The organism is Kitasatospora sp. NPDC056076, assembly GCF_042266305.1.
GTDB lineage: Bacteria > Actinomycetota > Actinomycetes > Streptomycetales > Streptomycetaceae > Kitasatospora.
Genome location: NZ_JBHJWG010000035.1, coordinates 35,702 through 52,644, shown reverse-complemented (window position 1 = coordinate 52,644; position 16,943 = coordinate 35,702). Strand labels below are relative to the sequence as shown.

16 protein-coding genes are annotated in these 16,943 nt (G+C 74.9%); 11 read left to right on the top strand and 5 right to left on the bottom strand.

Translation table 11 applies throughout. From position 1 onward, the window contains the following. Window positions 1-243 precede the first annotated feature (243 nt). From ACFC1T_RS26355 to ACFC1T_RS26345, 3 genes are all read left to right on the top strand, one after another. Complete coding sequence (locus ACFC1T_RS26355; RefSeq protein ID WP_375892362.1) at window positions 244-1,440, top strand: glycosyltransferase family 4 protein; 1,197 nt, start codon at window positions 244-246, stop codon at window positions 1,438-1,440. 92 nt (window positions 1,441-1,532) lie between these two features. Next, entirely contained in the window at window positions 1,533-2,225 is a 693-nt protein-coding gene (locus tag ACFC1T_RS26350; protein WP_375892360.1) for a thiol:disulfide interchange protein DsbA/DsbL, read from the top strand. Between the two features lie 65 nt (window positions 2,226-2,290). Then, complete coding sequence (locus ACFC1T_RS26345) at window positions 2,291-3,166, top strand: alpha/beta fold hydrolase (protein ID WP_375892358.1); 876 nt, start codon at window positions 2,291-2,293, stop codon at window positions 3,164-3,166. Between the two features lie 18 nt (window positions 3,167-3,184). Here ACFC1T_RS26345 and ACFC1T_RS26340 read toward each other — a convergent pair whose 3' ends face one another. Next, entirely contained in the window at window positions 3,185-3,931 is a 747-nt protein-coding gene (locus ACFC1T_RS26340; protein ID WP_375892357.1) for an SAM-dependent methyltransferase, read from the bottom strand. Window positions 3,932-4,035: 104 nt separating this feature from the next. Then, a complete protein-coding gene (locus tag ACFC1T_RS26335) occupies window positions 4,036-5,184 on the bottom strand; it encodes a glycosyltransferase (protein ID WP_375892355.1) in 1,149 nt (382 codons plus the stop codon). A 57-nt stretch (window positions 5,185-5,241) separates the two neighbouring features. Between ACFC1T_RS26335 and ACFC1T_RS26330 the strand changes: the two genes are divergently transcribed. Beyond that, window positions 5,242-6,012 carry a glutamate racemase gene (locus ACFC1T_RS26330; RefSeq protein WP_375892353.1) on the top strand — a complete coding sequence of 257 codons (771 nt, stop codon included), beginning with the start codon at window positions 5,242-5,244 and terminating at the stop codon, window positions 6,010-6,012. Window positions 6,013-6,868: 856 nt separating this feature from the next. Here ACFC1T_RS26330 and ACFC1T_RS26325 read toward each other — a convergent pair. Further along, on the bottom strand, window positions 6,869-8,059 hold the full coding sequence (locus ACFC1T_RS26325; RefSeq protein WP_375892351.1) for a polysaccharide deacetylase family protein: 1,191 nt from the start codon (window positions 8,057-8,059) through the stop codon (window positions 6,869-6,871). A 341-nt stretch (window positions 8,060-8,400) separates the two neighbouring features. Here ACFC1T_RS26325 and ACFC1T_RS26320 point away from each other — a divergent pair, with 341 nt between their 5' ends. Both ACFC1T_RS26320 and ACFC1T_RS26315 read left to right on the top strand, forming a co-directional pair. After that, entirely contained in the window at window positions 8,401-8,670 is a 270-nt protein-coding gene (locus ACFC1T_RS26320) for a hypothetical protein (protein WP_375892349.1), read from the top strand. A 276-nt stretch (window positions 8,671-8,946) separates the two neighbouring features. Beyond that, window positions 8,947-9,435: an NUDIX domain-containing protein gene (locus tag ACFC1T_RS26315; protein WP_375892347.1), complete on the top strand. Its 489-nt coding sequence runs from the start codon at window positions 8,947-8,949 to the stop codon at window positions 9,433-9,435. A gap of 72 nt (window positions 9,436-9,507) precedes the next feature. Here ACFC1T_RS26315 and ACFC1T_RS26310 read toward each other — a convergent pair whose 3' ends face one another. Continuing rightward, window positions 9,508-10,047 (bottom strand): PTS-dependent dihydroxyacetone kinase phosphotransferase subunit DhaM, encoded by a 540-nt coding sequence (locus tag ACFC1T_RS26310; RefSeq protein ID WP_375892345.1) that lies wholly within the window; start codon window positions 10,045-10,047, stop codon window positions 9,508-9,510. 412 nt (window positions 10,048-10,459) lie between these two features. On the opposite strand from ACFC1T_RS26310, the gene ACFC1T_RS26305 reads away from it, so the two are divergent. The 4 genes from ACFC1T_RS26305 to ACFC1T_RS26290 all read left to right on the top strand — a co-directional run bounded on the left by ACFC1T_RS26305 (window position 10,460) and on the right by ACFC1T_RS26290 (window position 13,676). After that, on the top strand, window positions 10,460-10,648 hold the full coding sequence (locus tag ACFC1T_RS26305) for a DUF397 domain-containing protein (RefSeq protein WP_360243590.1): 189 nt from the start codon (window positions 10,460-10,462) through the stop codon (window positions 10,646-10,648). An 801-nt stretch (window positions 10,649-11,449) separates the two neighbouring features. Further along, window positions 11,450-11,944: a hypothetical protein gene (locus tag ACFC1T_RS26300; RefSeq protein ID WP_375892343.1), complete on the top strand. Its 495-nt coding sequence runs from the start codon at window positions 11,450-11,452 to the stop codon at window positions 11,942-11,944. 117 nt (window positions 11,945-12,061) lie between these two features. Continuing rightward, complete coding sequence (locus ACFC1T_RS26295; RefSeq protein ID WP_375892426.1) at window positions 12,062-12,145, top strand: putative leader peptide; 84 nt, start codon at window positions 12,062-12,064, stop codon at window positions 12,143-12,145. A gap of 169 nt (window positions 12,146-12,314) precedes the next feature. Continuing rightward, window positions 12,315-13,676, top strand: coding sequence for an acyl-CoA dehydrogenase family protein (locus tag ACFC1T_RS26290; RefSeq protein ID WP_375892340.1), 1,362 nt, complete (start codon window positions 12,315-12,317; stop codon window positions 13,674-13,676). 57 nt (window positions 13,677-13,733) lie between these two features. On the opposite strand, the gene ACFC1T_RS26285 is transcribed toward ACFC1T_RS26290, so the two are convergent. Then, window positions 13,734-14,945 (bottom strand): phosphotransferase, encoded by a 1,212-nt coding sequence (locus ACFC1T_RS26285; RefSeq protein ID WP_375892338.1) that lies wholly within the window; start codon window positions 14,943-14,945, stop codon window positions 13,734-13,736. A gap of 469 nt (window positions 14,946-15,414) precedes the next feature. Here ACFC1T_RS26285 and ACFC1T_RS26280 point away from each other — a divergent pair, with 469 nt between their 5' ends. Beyond that, the gene (locus ACFC1T_RS26280; protein ID WP_375892337.1) at window positions 15,415-16,896 is read left to right on the top strand and encodes a hypothetical protein; all 1,482 of its coding nucleotides are present in this window, start codon (window positions 15,415-15,417) and stop codon (window positions 16,894-16,896) included. The last annotated feature ends 47 nt before the right edge of the window (window positions 16,897-16,943 follow it).

Genomic DNA, 16,943 nt, shown 5'->3' with positions numbered 1-16,943 from the left:
GGGCGCCCGGTGCGGCCCCCGGTGCGGCGCCGGCGGCGTGAGCCGGTCCCCGACGCGGCGTGCGGGGGAGCGGAGGGCGGCCCTGCGGAGCGGCGGGGGGCGAGGCGGGGCGCACGGCGGTCGCAACCGGCGCACGACGGCGGGTCCTCAGCGCACACCGGGTGTACGGGCGCGGGCGCACGGGCCACCACCAGGTTGCGCGAAGGGGCTGTACCGCGCCGGGCGCTGTGCCAAGGTCGGTCCATGCCCGACCCTACGGCGGCCGATTCGGCCGGAGCCCGCCCGCGCGTCCTGCACCTGATCAGCGACGAACGCCGGGGCGGCGCCCAGAACTTCGCCCGTGACCTCCACCGGGAACTGCGCCGCCGGGGCCAGGCCTCCGCGCTGTGCGCGCTCGCCCCGCACCCGGCCGTACCACCCGCCCGGCCGGGCGCGGCCGGGGTGTGCACCGCGGGGACGGTCGTCCCGGGGACCTGCGGCGAGGGCTGTCCCGACACCGCCCGGCCGCGCGCCGCCGCCGTGCTCGGCCCCGGCCGCCTGCGCCCGAGCACCCTGTGGGCGCTGCGCTCCGCCGCCCGCGCCGCCGACGTGGTGCTCGCCCACGGCTCCGACACCCTGGCCGCCTGCGCCCTCGCCCTGGCCGGCACCCCCACCCCCTTCGTCTACGTCTCGGTCGGCCACCCCCGCTACTGGACCGCCAACCGGCTGCGCAGACTGCGCGGGGGCGCCCTGATGCACCGCGCCGCGGCCGTCACCACGCTCACCGACGAGGCGCGCGAGGTGCTGGAGGGACAGTTCGAACTGCCCGGCGGCAAGGTCCGGGTGATCCCCAACTCCCGTGCGGCCGAGAGCTATCCGCCCGCCGACGGCCGGGACGACCGGCGTGCCGCCCGGCATGCCCTGGGCCTGCCCGCCGACGTCCTGCTGGTCGCCTGGATCGGTGCGATAGCTCCCGAGAAGCGGCTCGACCTCGCCCTCGACGTGCTCGACCGGCTGCCCGACGTCCGGATGGCCGTCGCCGGGGACGGCCCGCTGCTGGAGGCCCTGGCACGCCACCCGGCCGCCGCCCGCGCCCACTTCCTCGGCCCGCTGCCCGACCCGGCCCCGCTCTACCGGGCCGCCGACGCACTGCTGCTCACCAGCGACAGCGAGGGAGTGCCCGGGGCGCTGATCGAGGCGGCGCTGGCCGGGGTGCCCGCCGTGGCCACCGACGTCGGCTGGGTGCGCGAGGTGGTCCGGGACGGCGCCACCGGAGCGCTGGTCGCCCCCGGGGACCCGCTCGCGCTGGCCGAGGCGCTGGCCAAGGTGCTGGCCTGCAACCGTGCGGGCCTCGGCGCGGCGGCCCGGGCGCACGCGCTGGAGCACTTCGAACTGGGTGCGGTGGTGGACGACTGGCAGCGGCTGGTCGCCGAGGTGTGGGCGGGCGGCCCGCCGAGCTGAGCCGCGGCCCGGCTACGCCGTTCGGGCGAATCCGGGCCCGCCGCCCCGTACCGACTCGCCGGTAACGGGGCGTCGGCACCACACTGCCCGGTGTGAACTCGAAGTCGCTGCTGCGGTCCGCCGTCCTGCTCGCCATCGCCGCCGGGATCGCCGTGTCGCCCGTCCAGGCCGGTGCGGTGGCCCACCGATCCCCCTCCGAGGGAGCGCAGTTCGTCAAGCTCGACCACCCGCAGCCGGTGCGCGAGGACACCCGCACCGAGGCGGTCGAGTTCTTCTGGTACGACTGCGGCCACTCCCAGGCGCTGGAGCAGCCGCTGGAGGCCTGGGCCGAGAAGCACCGCGCCGACGTCGCGCTCCGCCGGGTCCCGGCGATCTGGCCGGGCGGTTCGGACGAGGGCGTGCAGCGCGCCCACGCCCGGCTGTACTACACCGTGGAGCGCCTCGGGCTGGTCGACCGCCTCCAGGTCAGCGCGTTCCGCTCGATCCACACCGACCACGCCGACCTCACCACCGAGGCCGCCGCCACCGACTGGGCGGTGCGCCACGGCGTCGACGCCCAGCGCTTCCGTACGGCCTACCGCTCCGCCGAGGTGGGGCGGTCGGTGGACGACGCGGCCGCCCAGTTCGTCCGTTACGGCATCAACGAGCTCCCGACGGTGGTCGTCCAGGGCGAGTACCGGACCTCGCCGACCAAGGCCGGCGGCGTCGGGGCGATGCCCGAGGTGCTCGACTACCTGGTGCAGCAGGAGCAGGTGAAGAGCCACCGGAGCACGACCGGCGGGTGACACCTGGTCAGCTCGCTCCCGCACAGGCCTATGCCTAACCGTTCAGATACGCTTTAATGGTTAGCATGAGCGAGCTGACGATCCCCCAGGTCCACCACCGCCACGTCGACCTCGACGGTCTGCGCGTCTTCTACCGCGAAACCGGCCCGGCCGACGCCCCCGTCCTCCTGCTGCTGCACGGCTTCCCCTCCGCCTCCCACCAGTACGCCCGGCTGCTCGACGCGCTCGGCACCCGCTACCGCCTGATAGCCCCCGACTACCCCGGCTTCGGTCACAGCGACAGCCCCTCGCCGGAGACCTTCCCGTACCGCTTCGACACCCTCGCCGACGTCATCGAGCGCTTCTGCCTCGCCCTCGGCCTGGACCGCTTCGCGCTCTACGTCTTCGACTTCGGCGCCCCCGTCGGCCTGCGGCTGGCCACCCGCCGGCCGGAGTGGATCACCGGCCTGGTGGTCCAGAACGGCAACGCCTACGAGGAGGGACTCTCCGACCAGGCAAAGGGGTTCATCGCCAACCGGCGCGGCGTCCCCGGCGCCGAGGAGGCCGCCCGCTCGATCCTCACCCTGGACGTCACCCGCAGCCAGTACGAGGGCGGCACCACCGACCCGAGCCTGGTCGCCCCCGACGGCTGGACCCTCGACCAGCACTTCCTCGACCTGCCCGGCCGCAAGGACATCCAGGTCGAGCTCGCCCTCGACTACTTCTCCAACGTCGAGCTCTACCCGGCCTGGCAGGCCTGGCTGCGCGCCGAGCAGCCGCCCACGCTGGTGATCTGGGGGCGCAACGACCCGTTCTTCACCGAGGCCGGCGCCCGCGCCTACCTGCGCGACCTGCCCGGGGCCGAACTGCACGTCCTGGACACCGGGCACTTCGCCCTGGAGGAGAAGCTGCCCGAAATCGCCCTGCTGATCGACGACTTCCTCGCCCGGACGCAGAAGTAGCCGCTTCGGCGGGGGAGTTCAGCCCCGGCGCAGCAGGTAGCTGACGAAGCCGAGCGTCCCCCGGTAGCCGTGCAGCCATCCGGTGCGGTGCGCGTCCGCGGCCTCGCGGGCGGCCGCCGCGTCCGGGTCCTCCGGGTGGTCCAGTGCCCACTCGGCCAGCGAACCCGTCCAGGAGAACTCGTAGTCGTCCCACTCGCGCACCGAGCTGACGTGCCCGTACACCGGTGTCCAACCCGCCGCGAGCACCCGGTCGGTGGTCGTCGCGAGGTCCGCGAAGTCCTCCGGGACGGCGCCCAGTCCGTCCAGCGCGGCCCGGGACGGCTCCCGCTCCCAGAACCCCTCGCCGACCAGCAACCGCCCACCGGGAGCGAGCAGTTCGCGGGCCGCCGCGAGCGTGGGCAGCAGTCCGTCGAAGGCGTGGGTGGAGCCCACGCACAGCACCAGGTCGAAGGGCTCGCGGTCGGTGAACTCCCGGGCGTCCCGGTGGTGCAGGCCGATCCGGCGCACCACGCCGAGCGCCGTCGCCGCCTCCCTCGCCCGGGTCAGCGCCGCGGCGTCCACGTCCACCCCCACCGCCCGCCAGCCCGGCCGCGCGGCCAGCGCCCGCAGCAGCCAGGCGCCCTCCCCGCAGCCGAGGTCCAGCACCCGGCCGCTGTCCTGCCCGCCCAGCGCGCGCTCCAGCAGCCGGGACACCGAGCCGTCCGACAGGGGCGCCGCGATCGGGCGGTGGGCATGGGCGAGCCGGGAGATCCGCTGACGGTCCATCCGAGCAGTATGGGCCCCGCCCGGCCCGCCGCGCCGCCCTTTTCCCGCCTCGGGGATTGCCTCGGGGACCGCCTCGGGAATCGCCTCTGGGCTCACCTCGCGGCTCACCTCCCGGAGTACGTCCGGCCCTTCCAGGCCGCGCCCCGGCCGCGCCAGTGCTGCACCGCCGAGTCCACCGTCATCAGCAGGTACAGCGAAGCGGTGAACGGCAGCAGCAGCACGGCCACGGCGGGCTGCCCGTAGTACCGGACCATCGGCAGATAGGTGCCCGCCATCAACGCCCAGGCCGCCCCGCCCGCCGCCGCTACCCACGGCGCCCCCGCCACCAGCCCGGCCACCAGCGCCACCGGCGGCACCAGGTACACCAGCGCCAGCCCCAGCACCGTCCCCAGCAGCAACAGCGGCGAGTGCCGCAACTGGGCGTACGCGCTGCGCGACACCATCCGCCACAACTGCTCCAGCCGCGGGTATGGGCGGACGCTGTCCACCTGCTCGGCCAGGCCCAGCCAGGTGCGCCCGCCCGAGGACTTCACCGACCGGGCCAGCGAGACGTCGTCGATCACCGCGCCCCGGATGCCCGCCACCCCGCCCGCCCGCTCCAGCGCCTCCCGCCGCACCAGCGAACAGCCGCCCGCCGCGGCCGCCGTCCGCGCACCCGGGCGGTTGCTCCGGCGAAAGGGGTACAGCTGGGCGAAGAAGTACACGAAGGCCGGCACGACCAGCCGCTCCCAGCCGGTCTCCACCCGCAGCCGGGCCATCTGCGACACCAGGTCCAGCCCGTTCGACTCGGCCGCGGCCACCAGCTCGGCCAGCGAGTCCGGGCCGTGCGCGATGTCCGCGTCCGTCAGCAGCAGGTACTGGACGTCCGGGCCGGCCAGCTCCACCCCGTGCCGCAGCGCCCACAGCTTGCCCGTCCAGCCCTCGGGCAGCGGGGGAGGGGTGGTGACCGTCAGCTCCAGTCCGTCCAGCGTCCGCAGCTCCGCCGCCACCGCGCCGGTGCCGTCCGAACTGTGGTCGTCCACCAGGATCACCCGCGCCCGACCCGGGTACTTCTGCGCCAGCAGCGTCGGCAGGCTCACCGGCAGCACGGCCGCCTCGTCCCGGGCCGGTACCACGATCGCCGCCTCCGGCCAGCGCGCCGGCGGACGGCGCGGCGGCAGCCGGACGTCGGTGCGCCAGAACGAACCGTGGCAGCACGCCAGCCAGAGCCAGACCAGCAGGGAGAACGCGGCGATCCACAGCAGCACGGTCACCCCGGCAGTCTGCCGCAGAACCGGCGGCGAGGGGTGGATCGACTAAAGTCTTGCCTCGTGAAGATCGCACTGATGGACTCCGGAATCGGCCTGCTGGCCGCCGCCGCCGCGATCCGGGAGCTGCGCCCGGACGCCGACCTGGTGCTGTCCTCCAACCCGGCCTCGATGCCGTGGGGGCCCCGCACGCCCGAAGAGGTCACCGAGCTGGCCCTCGGCTGCTGCCGGGCCGCGGCCGCCCTCGGCCCCGACGCCCTGGTGATCGCCTGCAACACGGCCTCGGTCCACGCCCTCGACACGCTGCGCGCCGAACTCGAACCCGGACTGCCCGTCATCGGCACCGTCCCGGCGATCAAGCCCGCCGCCGCCCTCGGCGGCCGGGTCGCGATCTGGGCCACCCCCGCCACCACCGGCAGCGCCTACCAGCGCGGGCTGATCCGTGACTTCGGCGGCACCGCCGAGGTCACCGAGGTCGCCTGCCCCGGCCTGGCGGACGCGGTCGAGCACGGCGACGACGCCGCCATCACCGCGGCCGTCGCCGACGCGGCCGCCCGCACCCCGGAGGGCACCGACGTGGTGGTGCTCGGCTGCACCCACTACGAACTGGTGGCCGACCGCATCCGCGCGGCCGTCGCCCCCACCGCCGCCCCGGGCCTGATCCTCCACGGCTCCGCCGAGGCCGTCGCCGCCCAGGCCCTCCGCCGCGTCGCCGACCCCACCCGCATCGGCGGCGGCACCCTCACCGTCCTCCACGCCGGCGCCCCCGCCACCCTCCCCCCCACCGCCACCCTCTACCCCCAGGGCCTCATCCTCACCCCGGTCCCCGCCTGACCCCAGCGTCCCGGGGACCGCACCCGGTGACCCACCCCCGCGCGGCCCCTTCGGCGCTCCCGCGCACAGGAAGTCGGCCCGTCCGACTTCTTGTGCACCACGGCCCACGCACGAGGCGCCTCCGGCAGCACTCGCATGCTTCGGCCCCCAGCACCCACACAGGAAGTCGGCCCGTCCGACCGCGCGTGCTGCGGGGCCCGGCCCCTGGGCGCTGGGGGGCGAAATCGCACGGGAAGTCGACCCGTCCGACTTCTTGTGCGGCAGGGCCCGCCCGTGAGGGAGCCGGGGTGGCCGATTCGGCGGCTCCGCGCTCCGGCGCCACTGGCCCCAGGCCTGCGTGGACAACGCCGCACGCCCACACCTAGCACGAGAAGTCGGCCCGTCCGACTTCTTGTGCCGCAGCGCCCTGGCCCGAATCCATGTGTCGGGGCGGCGATCCCATCCCCTGCCCGCGCCCGGCATGTCTCGATTCGTTGCTGCGCCGCCCATCGGCACCCGTACAGGAAGTCGGTCGGGCCGACTTCTCCTGCGTCAGGGCTCGCCGGTGAGGGGGCCGGGGCGATTGCCGGCGCGGTCCCGTGCTCCAGGGCCGCCAAGCCCCCACGACCGCGTGCCGCACGGAAGGTCGGCCTGGCTGACTTCTCATGGGGAGGAGGGCCCGGCCTCGAGGAGTCGGGGCGGGCAGAGACCGTTCCTCCTGGCGTAGCAAGTCGGCCTGGCCGACTTCCGGTGCGTGAGGTGGTGCCGTTCGGGCAGGGAGCCTGCCTGGGAGGCAGGGCGGGGTGCGTCCCGGAGCCCCGCGCCGCGCCGCGCGGGGAGTCGCCCGGGTCGACCTCCCGCGCGGCGGTGTCGCCGGTCAGGCCACCTCTTGGCGGCGCCAGCGGCGGTAGGCGGGTTCGAGGCCGGAGAGGATGGTGTCGAAGCGGCGGATGCTGGTGGTGGAGTCGACCTGGAGGCGGCTGATCTGGAGCGGGTGGGAGGGGAGCCGGGGGCCGAGGCGGTGGTCGGAGAGGAAGCCGAGCCGGTAGCCGAGCTCCTGCAGGACGGTTTCGGCACGGGGGTCGTGGCCGCCGTCGGGGTAGGCGAAGGCGGTGGGGGGTTCGCCGAGCCAATGGGTGAGGGCTTCGTGGGCGCCGGTGATCTCGGCGCGGACGGTGGCGTCGTCGCAGCGGCCGAGGCACGGGTGCCCCTGGGTGTGGTTGCCGATGGCGACCCCGCCGTCCCGCAGGGCGAGGAGGTCGGCCGGGGTGAGCTGTTCCTGGCGGGGCGGCCGGCGGTCGGCACTGACCCGTAGTTCGTGCAGGCTGCGGCGCCGGTCCGGGTCGGGCATGGCCTTGAGCCGGGGGAGCAGCTGGGAGGGGTGGCCGCAGTCGAGTGAGCGGGCGCGGCCGCCGTGGCGGGCGAGGAAGTCGGCCTCGTGCCACCAGAAGGGGCGTTCGGTGCCGATGAGTTCGGAGATGACGAAGGCGGTGGCGGGGATGCCACGGGCGTCGAGGGCGGGCAGGGCGTGGGTGAGGACGCTCCGGTCGGCGTCGTCGAAGGTGACCAGGACGCTGCGCGGCGGCAGCGGCCGCCGCTCGGTGACGGCCTGGAGGACGGCCTCCAGTGAGACGGGGGTGGCGAGCCGTCGGAGCCGGTCGAGCTGGGCGCCGAAGGAGCGGTGGTCGGTCACCCCGTGGTAGGCGAGGACGGCGAGGCGCTGGGCGGCCCGGGCCCGGAACAGCGGTTGTACGGGGGCGAACCGCAGCCATTCGCCCCGTGCGTCCTGCTGTTCCTTCGCGGTGTGCTGTGCGTCTGCCTGCTTCGTCTCCAGGTGTTGGGTGTCGAGGCGTCTGGCGGCGAGCCGGGTCGAGTCGAGCAGGGTCGGGTCGATCCGCACCGTTTCGAGCCGACCCGCGTCGAGGCGCTTGGTCTCGACGGCCGGTCGGGGTCGGCCGGCGCCGTGGTGGTCGGACGCGCAGCCGGTGGTGGGTGGGAGGGGGCGCAGGCCGGGCCGGGGCCTGGCGCGTGCAGTGGCGGTCGATGGGGTGGACTGGGTCTGCGGCAACGGTTCCCCCTTGGTCGCCGAGCGGCGTGGCGGTACCGCCGGAGGACGGAGCCCGGCCTCCGGCTCCAGGGGGCGGCGGCTCCGCTCCCTGGGTATTCCGGTTCTCGGTGGGGGGTTCTCTCCCGTCCCGTGAACGGCTCCTGGATCACTCGATGCCATTGAGACCGCTGCACCGGACGGATGGTTGTACCGGGGGGACGAGGATTTTTCGTGGACTGATTGTGGAGCCCGTACACGCGTGAGCAGGCCAGGGGCACCCCCGCGGGGCTGCTCGCGCAGGGTGTCCGGGCCCTCACTCCCTGCGGGCTGCCTCGGGGGCCCGCCCGGGGTACCTTGGGCTCATGGCAGATGCGGACCGTGATCACTTCCACCTGCACGGCGCGACCCGTTGGAACCGCGCATGCAGCGGCGGAGCCCTGGTCACCCACCGGATTCCGCTGACGGCGGCGGGTGTGGCCTGTCTCGTGCTGGGCATCGTGGTGGCCGTGATCGTTCCGGACAGTGACGGTCCGGCGTGGGCGATGGCGGTGGCCGGCTGCTTGGCGGCGGGGGTCCTGCTGCTCGGCCGGATCGCCTTCGGGGTGGTCCGGCGGCGGGGTGCCGCGCTCTGACGGAGCCCTCGGGGTCACTCCGTCGGACGTCCGATCGGATGGTCCGGCGTGAGCCGATCAACTTTTCAACAGATGTATTAACAGATAGAGCGAATTTGGTCAGAACGACCGAATTTCATCTCATCGGACAATCCCGCACCCCCTTCTCCCGCAATTCCGGGTGACACCCCCTTCCCCCCTCTCCGGTGAATGCGTTCCCGCGGCCCCGACCGCCCCGAGCCGCTGGTGGCGGTGACGGCCGGAGGCCCGAGCGGCGGGCTGGATAGGCTGCGTCGCATGGCGATCCCTCCCTTCCTCCTCGAACTCCGCTCCCTCGTGGGCCACCGTCCGCTCTGGCTGAGCGCCGTCGCCGCCGTCGTCGTGGACGACCGGGGGCGGGTGCTGCTCGCCCGCCGGGCCGACGACGGCCGGTGGGCGTCGGTCGGCGGCATCCTCGATCCCGGCGAGCAGCCCGCCGACGGCGTGGTGCGCGAGTGCCTGGAGGAGACCGGCGTGGAGGTCGTGCCCGAGCTGCTCGCCTCGACCACGGTCACCCCTCCGGTCCACTACCCGAACGGTGACGTGACCCAGTACCTGGTGCTGACCTTCCGCTGCCGGGCGGTCGGCGGCGAGGCCCGGGTGAACGACGACGAGTCGCTGGAGGTGGGCTGGTTCGGGCTGGACGAGCTGCCGCCGATGCTCGACTTCGAGCACGACCGGCTGCGCCACGCGCTGGAGTGCCAAGGCCCGGCGGTCTTCACCTGGGAGGGCCGGGAGCGCCCGTAGCGGGCCCGGCGGCGCTCCGTCCTCGTGGCGGGCGTCGGCCCGTCTGACGGACCTCGGCCCGTGTGACGGATCTCAGCCTTTGTGCTGCCGGTAGGCCTCCTCCGCGGCGTCGAGCACCGCGGCCAGGTCCCCGCCCGCCGTGGCGGTCGCGGTGGCGGCCACCGCGCCCTCCACGAACGGCGCGTTCGCGAAGCGGACCGGGAACGGCAGGCCGTGCTCGTCGGCGTCCGAGAGCAGGGCCCGCACGGTGGTGACGGCTCCGCCCAGGTCGGCGAGCACCACCACGCCGTGGCCCTGGTCGACCCGCCGGGTGGCGGCGGCCACCAGGACCGCGCTGATGCCCGGTCCGTCCGCCGGGTCGCCGCCCGTCGCGGCGACCGGCGCGGGGGAGTCGGATCCGGTCAGCGCGAGCGCCAGGGAGCGTACGGCGGTGGCCAGTTCCTGGCTGTGCGAGACCAGGACGATGCCGACCCGGCCGTGCGCGGCCGTCCGCGCCGGGGTGGGGCGGGGCAGCGGGGTGGGCGTGGGCGGGGTGCGGGGGGCCGGCGGGTGGGCCGAGGGAGCATCGGAGATGGGGATGACGTCGGCGCGGGTGCCGTCCCGGCGGCTCATCGGCTGCTCCCTGGGGCGAGGTGGAGGTTGGGGTGGTGAAACGGGGCGCGGGCGGGACCGTACGCGCCCTGGCAGCACTCTGGCAGCTGCCCGCGGCCCGGTCCGGCGGGACACGCCCCACCGGGCCCCGACCGCTCCTCCGCGGGCCCTTCGCCGATCCACCGGCCCCGCGCGGCGCAGGCGCGGCAGAACACGCGGCCGAGGCGCGACAGGAGACCCGGCCGAGGCGTGGCGCAGACGTGGGGGTGACCTCGCCAACCCGCTGACCGGGGCCGGTGGCTGTGGTTAGGCTGGCGCTGGAATGCCGTCGGGAGGAGATCGGTCAGTGGCAGTCAACAGCGGTACGGACACCGGGGCGAGCACCGGGACGGTCGGCGCCGAGCCGGAGCTCGCGCGGAACGGGAAGCCGAAGGTGGACTTCACCGGGGCCGAGTGGCTGTGCAGCAGCCAGGGCGTCGGGGACGTCCAGATCGCGTTCGTGGACGGGTACATCGGGATGCGGGACGGCCGTCAGGAGGACGGGCCGGTCCTGGTCTTCACCCCGGCCGAGTGGCGGGCCTTCGTGCTCGGCGCCCGGGACGGCGAGTTCGACCTCACCTGATCGTCCGCGCCGTCCGGGCGCACCCGCGGAGCGGTCCGAGCTGCAGGGAGAAGTGCGGCGTCCGGGTCCGCTCCGTCGGTGTGTCCGGTGTGTCCGGGGCGGGCGGGTCGGGTGGGTCGCTGATTCCGGTACCGAACATCACAACTGATGATCTTTTGAGCGTGCCCCGTCAGAATTTCTGTTGACTGTTAGACAAACGCAGCTCAGAGTATGAGCACAGGCAGACGCCGTGCCCACCGCCCCCACGCGGCCAGACACGGCGCCTGCTGTTGCGGCCCGGCAGCACTGCCAGGCCATACCTCCCAGTCATCCCCTGCGCACCGGGGTGCGTCGGCCGGTCCCGGCCCACGAGGGGCCGGCAGTCGCCGGGAGGCTGGCACCACCGCCGAGAGCGACTCGGCGGACGGCACCGTTTGCTCGGGACCCGCACGCCCCCACGCGGCGGCGTCCCGAGCAGATCCACGGGAGCGACGGGCCGGGGCCCCGCGGATCTGGCTCTTGTTGCACGGAACTGCAGTGGAACTGTTGGCTTGTGTGTTCGTGCTGTGTGCGACGACGAAGCTGGGTGCTCGGCAGTTCGGCACGACGAGTGCACAGTGAGGGATACGCGTGTAGGGCCGCGTTGCGACATGCCGTCCCCCCGGAGGGTGAAACCCAGAACGGCTGTCGTGCTGAACCGAACGTAGCCCGGACGGTTGCTCAGAGTCAACATTGGTCTCTGAGCGTCGACCTCCCGCCCGCCCCCCGTCGGCGTCCCACCCGCCTCGCGAGTGTGGTGTGCCGGACACGTACGATGTTCCCATGTCTTTTCTCCGCCGTCGCTCCGGACAGCCCGCCGGCCCGGACTTCGACGTGCTCGCGATGGACCCGGGTGACTGGCCCGGTGACTTCGGTGCGGCCATGATGACCGGCCCGGACGGCTCCTGCCAGGGGATTTTCCTGCGCTACGACCTGTTCGGCGGCAGAGGCCCGGCGATGTTCATCGGCAACCTCCCCGAGGGTTCGCCCGCCCGGGACACCGGCGACGAGGTGCCCTTCGAGGTGCGGCAGCTGCTCGCGGCGCTGGAGAACGACGAGCCGGTCGAGTTCGCCTCGGCCGAGGACTTCCCGGTGATGCTCGGGGACGACCTGCTGATCGTGAAGAAGGTCAAGGTCAGCGAGGAGCGCGTGTTCTGCGCCCAGTTCGGCCGCAGCGACGGGGTGCTCGTCACCATCGCGTCGTGGGACCGACCGATTTCGGACGACCTGTATCAGCTGTTGAAGCCGCTGCCGGCCGACATGTTCCAGCAGGGCTGATTCCGGCGGGGCCGATTCCGGCACGGCCGACCGTGCCCGCCCGCGGCCCGGTCGGGGCCCGGCCAGGGCTCGGACGCTGCTTGACGGTATCGATCACCGGTTCGTACAGTCGCGAACATGCCGTGCCGTCTCCCGCTGTTGACCCGTCGCAGGCATCTGGACCTGTGCCGGACCGCCGGCGCGGTGTGTCCGGGCCGCTGAGGGGGGGTCTCGCCCCCGTGGCGGCGGGTGGCCGACCGGACCGGGTCGGCGCCGAGACCGGGGGGCGGGCCGCGGGCCGGCCTCCGGGGCCGCCGGCCCGTTCGCGCGCCCGTACGGCGTGCCGTCCGCACCCGCTGAGCCCATGCTGCCGCCCGGAGGCACCAGCCCCATGACGACCATCGCCGCCAACGATCGTTCACCGAACGATCGTCCCCGAACCGATTCGTCGGATTCCGGCCATCCCGCCCCTTCCGCCCCGCCCGCGCGCCCGGCGTCCCCCGCCCGGCCCTCCCGCCCCGCGGCGCCCGCGGCACCCGTCCCGCCCGCTCCCGCCGCGGCCACCCCTCCCACCGCGACCGCCGCCACCGCCGAGCCCGACCGCTCGGCGGTCGAGGCCGCGCTGGCCGGCCTGCCCCGGGTGGTCGACCTGCTCGCCGCCCGCGCCGAGGAGCACGACCGCGACGCGACCTTCCCGTACCAGGGCATCGAGGCGGTCCACGAGGCCGGACTGCTCACCCTGACGGTCTCCCGGCGGTACGGCGGACCGGGCGGGACGCTCGCCGACACCGTCCGGGTGCTGGCCCAACTCGGCCGCGGGGACGCCTCGGTGGCCGTGGTCACCGCCTTCACCCTGCTCCAGCACGCCGAGCAGGCCCGCCGCGCGAGCTGGCCGGCGGCCGGCTACCGGCGGCTGCTGACCGAGTCCCGGCGCGGGCCCGCGCTGGTCAACACGCTGCGGGCGGAGCCCGGCGGCCGGCCGGACGAGCCGCTCGGGACGGTGGCCCGACGGGACGACGAGGGCTGGCTGCTGACCGGCCGCAAGACGTACTGCACCGGCGCCGAGGCACTCGCCTGGATGGCCGTCACCGCGCGGACCGACGAACCCGAGCCGCGGGTCGGCACGTTCCTGGTCCGCGGGGAGAGCGAGGGCCTGGAGATCGACCCCACCTGGGACCAGCTCGGCCTGCGGGCCAGCGCCAGCCACGACGTCGTCCTCGACGCGGTGCGGGTCCCGCTCGAACTCGGGCTCGGGCTGCGCACGCCCGGCCGGGAGGACGCGCAGGAGGCCGAACTCGCCCGCGCCTGGCACGACCTGGCCCTCGCCGCGGTGGCGGTCGGGGTCGCCCGGGCCGCCGAGGCCTGGCTGGTCCGCTTCCTGAACCAGCGGACTCCGGCCAATCTCACCGAGCCGCTCGGCACTCTGCCGCGCTACCGCGCCGGGCTCGGCGAGATCGACGCCCAGCTGATCGGCGCCGAGGAGCTGCTGCACGGCCTGGCCCCCCGGGTGGACCGGGGCGAGGCGGACGCGGTGGCCCGGACCGGACCGGCCCACCTGCTGGCCACCCGGGCCGCCACCGCGGCCGTCCAGCAGGCCGTCGCGCTCACCGGCAACCCGGGACTGAGCCGGCGTCACCCGCTGGAGCGCTACCTGCGGGACGTGCTCAGCAGCCGGGTGCACCTGGCGCCCGAGGAGGCGGTGCTGGACGCCGCCGGCCGGGCCGCCCTGGCGCAGCAGGGCGGCCGGGCATAGCGTCACCGGCCGGGGCGCCGTGCGCCAGGGCCGGTGACGGGGGTTCGGCGGAGGCGGTCAGCGGGTGCCGACCGCCGCCCGGACCGCGCGGCGGGCCAGCGCGGCGTCGTCGTAGAGCCGGCGGATCATGATCCGCTGCTCCTCGCCGGCGCCCGGCACGTCGTACAGCCGGATCTCCCGCATCAGCACCAGCACCAGGTTGACCAGGAACGCGTCCCGGGCCATGGTGCCGCCGCTCTGGGCGAGTTGGCTGATCTGGCGGCGGGCGGCGGTGTCGCCGGAGAGCACGCCCCAGAGCACCGCCAGGTCGTAGCCCGGCAGGTACCAGCCGGCCTGCTCCCAGTCGACCAGCACCGGCCCGGACGGCGCCAGCAGCATGTTGCTGAGCAGTGCGTCGCCGTGGCACAGCTGCAGCGGGGTGTTGCCCAGGCCGTGCAGCAGGCCGCGCAGGTCGCCGGCGTCCCGGTCGGTGAGCTGGCCCACCGAGTGGTAGCGGGCGATCTCCAACTGGTAGTCCAGGCGCGGCTGGAACACGTCGCTCGGCGGCCGCCAGAGGTTCAGCGTCCGGACCGCGCCGAGCAGCGCGCGGACCTCGCCCGGGGTGGGCGCGTTGACCGGGTGGCGCTCCCGGGCGGCCGGGCGGCCGGGGATCCGCTCCATGACCAGCACGCACCGGTCGTGGTCGGCCGCGACCAGCCGGGGCAGCCGCACCGGCGGGCGGTGCCGGACGAACGCCCGGTAGACCGCGACCTCGTGGTGGAAGTCGGCCACCAGCTGCTCGAAGTACTCACTCCGCACCGCCTGCGGCGCCAGGCACTTGGCGACCACCGGCGCCCGCCCGATGGTGCCCGCCACCAGGATGTGGCGGCTGCCCTCGCGCAGGACCTGGCGCGGGGTGAACGCCGGACATATCCGCGCGATGCTCCCCAGCGCGGCCCGCACCGACGGGGTCTGCAGCGCCGCCGGGTCGATCCGCTCGGGCCCGAGCGGCTGGCCGGGGCGCCGGGTGCGCAGCACCTGGCCGTCGGCCTGCCGGGCCAGCGGGAGGCGGTGGCCGGCCGGGGGGGCGGCCTCGGGGGTGCGCAGTCCCAGCGCCGTGCGGCCGACCGGGACGCGGGCGTCCGCGGCCCGGCCCTCGGTGCCCCGCGGGGCCACCGGACGGCTCGCCGGGGGCACCTGCCGGGGCCCCGGACGGCCGGTGGCTGCGGTGGGGGGGCGCAGCGCGGTGCGGCTCGCGGTCGGCGTGGGGGTCGTCGCTGAGGAGTACATGGGCTGAGGGTGGTCCCTTCCGGTCCGTCTGCGGGTTCGCCCCGCGGGGCGGGGGAGGGCTGGTGCCGCGTGCTTCCTGGCGTGACGGCGGCCCTGCTTCGGTGGGTGGTGCGCGGGCGCCGGGCACGGACGAGGGGTCAGGAACCCCTGTTCGACGGCGTCCCGGTCGTCCGCACCCTGGGGAATGCGGTCGGCCGGACTGCCGCGGCCGTGCCCGGCGCCCCCGCGCCACCCGGCCGCGCCACCCCCTCGGGTGAGGACCGGGAGCGTCCCGTGCCACGGTCGGGGGACTGCCCCGACGCTGGTGGGACGCCGCCCGACCCGAGGGGCGAGGTGGCGCATCCCTACAACACACCCGTCGGGCACTGGCTTAGTAGTCTGGCGGGCCCTGGCGAACGGTGGCGAATGCTCGCCTGGCACTTGCCGGAGCCTCTAGCCTCGGAGGTGCCGAGGAACCTGGGGGCTTCATTTGAGCAGGGAACCCAACACCCGACTCGCCGATCTGTTCGTCCTGACCGGATGGTCCAAGGGCGAACTGGCCCGGCTGGTCAACCGTCGGGGTGCCGCGATGGGTCAGCAGCAGCTGTCCACCGACACGTCGAGGGTACGGCGGTGGATCGAGCAGGGGGAGATCCCGCGCGATCCGGTGCCGAGGGTGCTGGCGGCCGTGTTCACGGAGCGGCTCGGACGTGTCGTCACCACTGAGGACCTCGGTCTGGAACGACACCGGCCCACCAGGTCCGGAGCGGAGCCGTCCGCAGCAGTCCCGTGGTCGCCGGATCGAACAGCCGCGGTCCTCACCGAGTTCACGGGAATGGACCTCATGCTGAACCGACGTGGATTGGTGGGCGCCGGAGCCGCGCTCACGGCCGGGGCGGTCGTCGCCGACTCCCTCAAGGGCTGGCTGGGCGGGGACGCGGTCGCGTACGCGGCCTCCCTGCCGGGCCCGCGCCAGGTGGTCACCGGGGGCGGCGCGCGCCCGGTGGTCGACGTGTACGACGCGGGCCCGGTCGGGCTCGACGAGGTGGAGTCGCTGGAGCGCTCGGTGCAGGTGTTCCGGGCCTGGGACGCCGCGCGCGGCGGCGGGCTCCAGCGCAAGGCGGTGGTCGGCCAGCTCAACGAGGTCGGCGGCCTGTTGACGCACCGGCACGCCCCGGTGGTGGAGCAGCGGCTGTGGCTGGTCGCGGCCAACCTGGCGGTGCTGGCCGGCTGGATGTCGCACGACGTGGGCCTGGAGCCCACCGCCCAGAAGTACTTCATGATGGCGGCCGAGGCCGCCAAGGAGGCCGGTGACCGGCCGCGGGCCGGCGAGGCGATCTCCCGGGCGGCCCGGCAGATGGTGCACCTCGGCCGGGCCGACGACGCGATCGAACTGATGTCGGCGGCCAAGGCGGGCGGCGGCCTGCTGCTGCCCAGAGCGCGGGCGATGTTCAACACCGTCGAGGCCTGGGCGCACGCCTCGATCGGGCACTCCCAGGACACCTACCGGCTGCTCGGCGAGGCGGAGGACCTCTTCACCGAGGACGCGCCGGAGCCGCCGCCGACCTGGATGCAGGTCTTCGACGAGGCCGAGCTGCGCGGCATGCAGGCGCTGGTGCTGCGCACCCTGGCCGAGCACGACCCGGCGGCGGCCCCGCGGGCCCGGCGGCACGCGGAGCGGGTGATCACCCTGCGGGAGGGCACCGGGCAGCTGCGGTCGGCGCTGTTCGACCGGATCACCCTGGCCTCGGTGCACTGGATCACCGGGGAGCCGGACGCGGCGGAGTTCCAGGCCAAGATGGTGATGAACCTGATCGGCCAGAACTCCTCGCACCGGACCTGGGACCGGCTGCGGGAGATGTACCGGCTGACCGCCCGGTACCGGGGGCTGCCGGTGGTGGACGAGCTGCGGGCGCAGCTCGGGCGGGAGCTGCGGGCGGCGGACGCGAAGAACCGGCCGCGGCCGTCGTGAGACGGGCGGCCGGTCCGGGGTCGGAGTGGGACGGAGCCGGTCGGGCA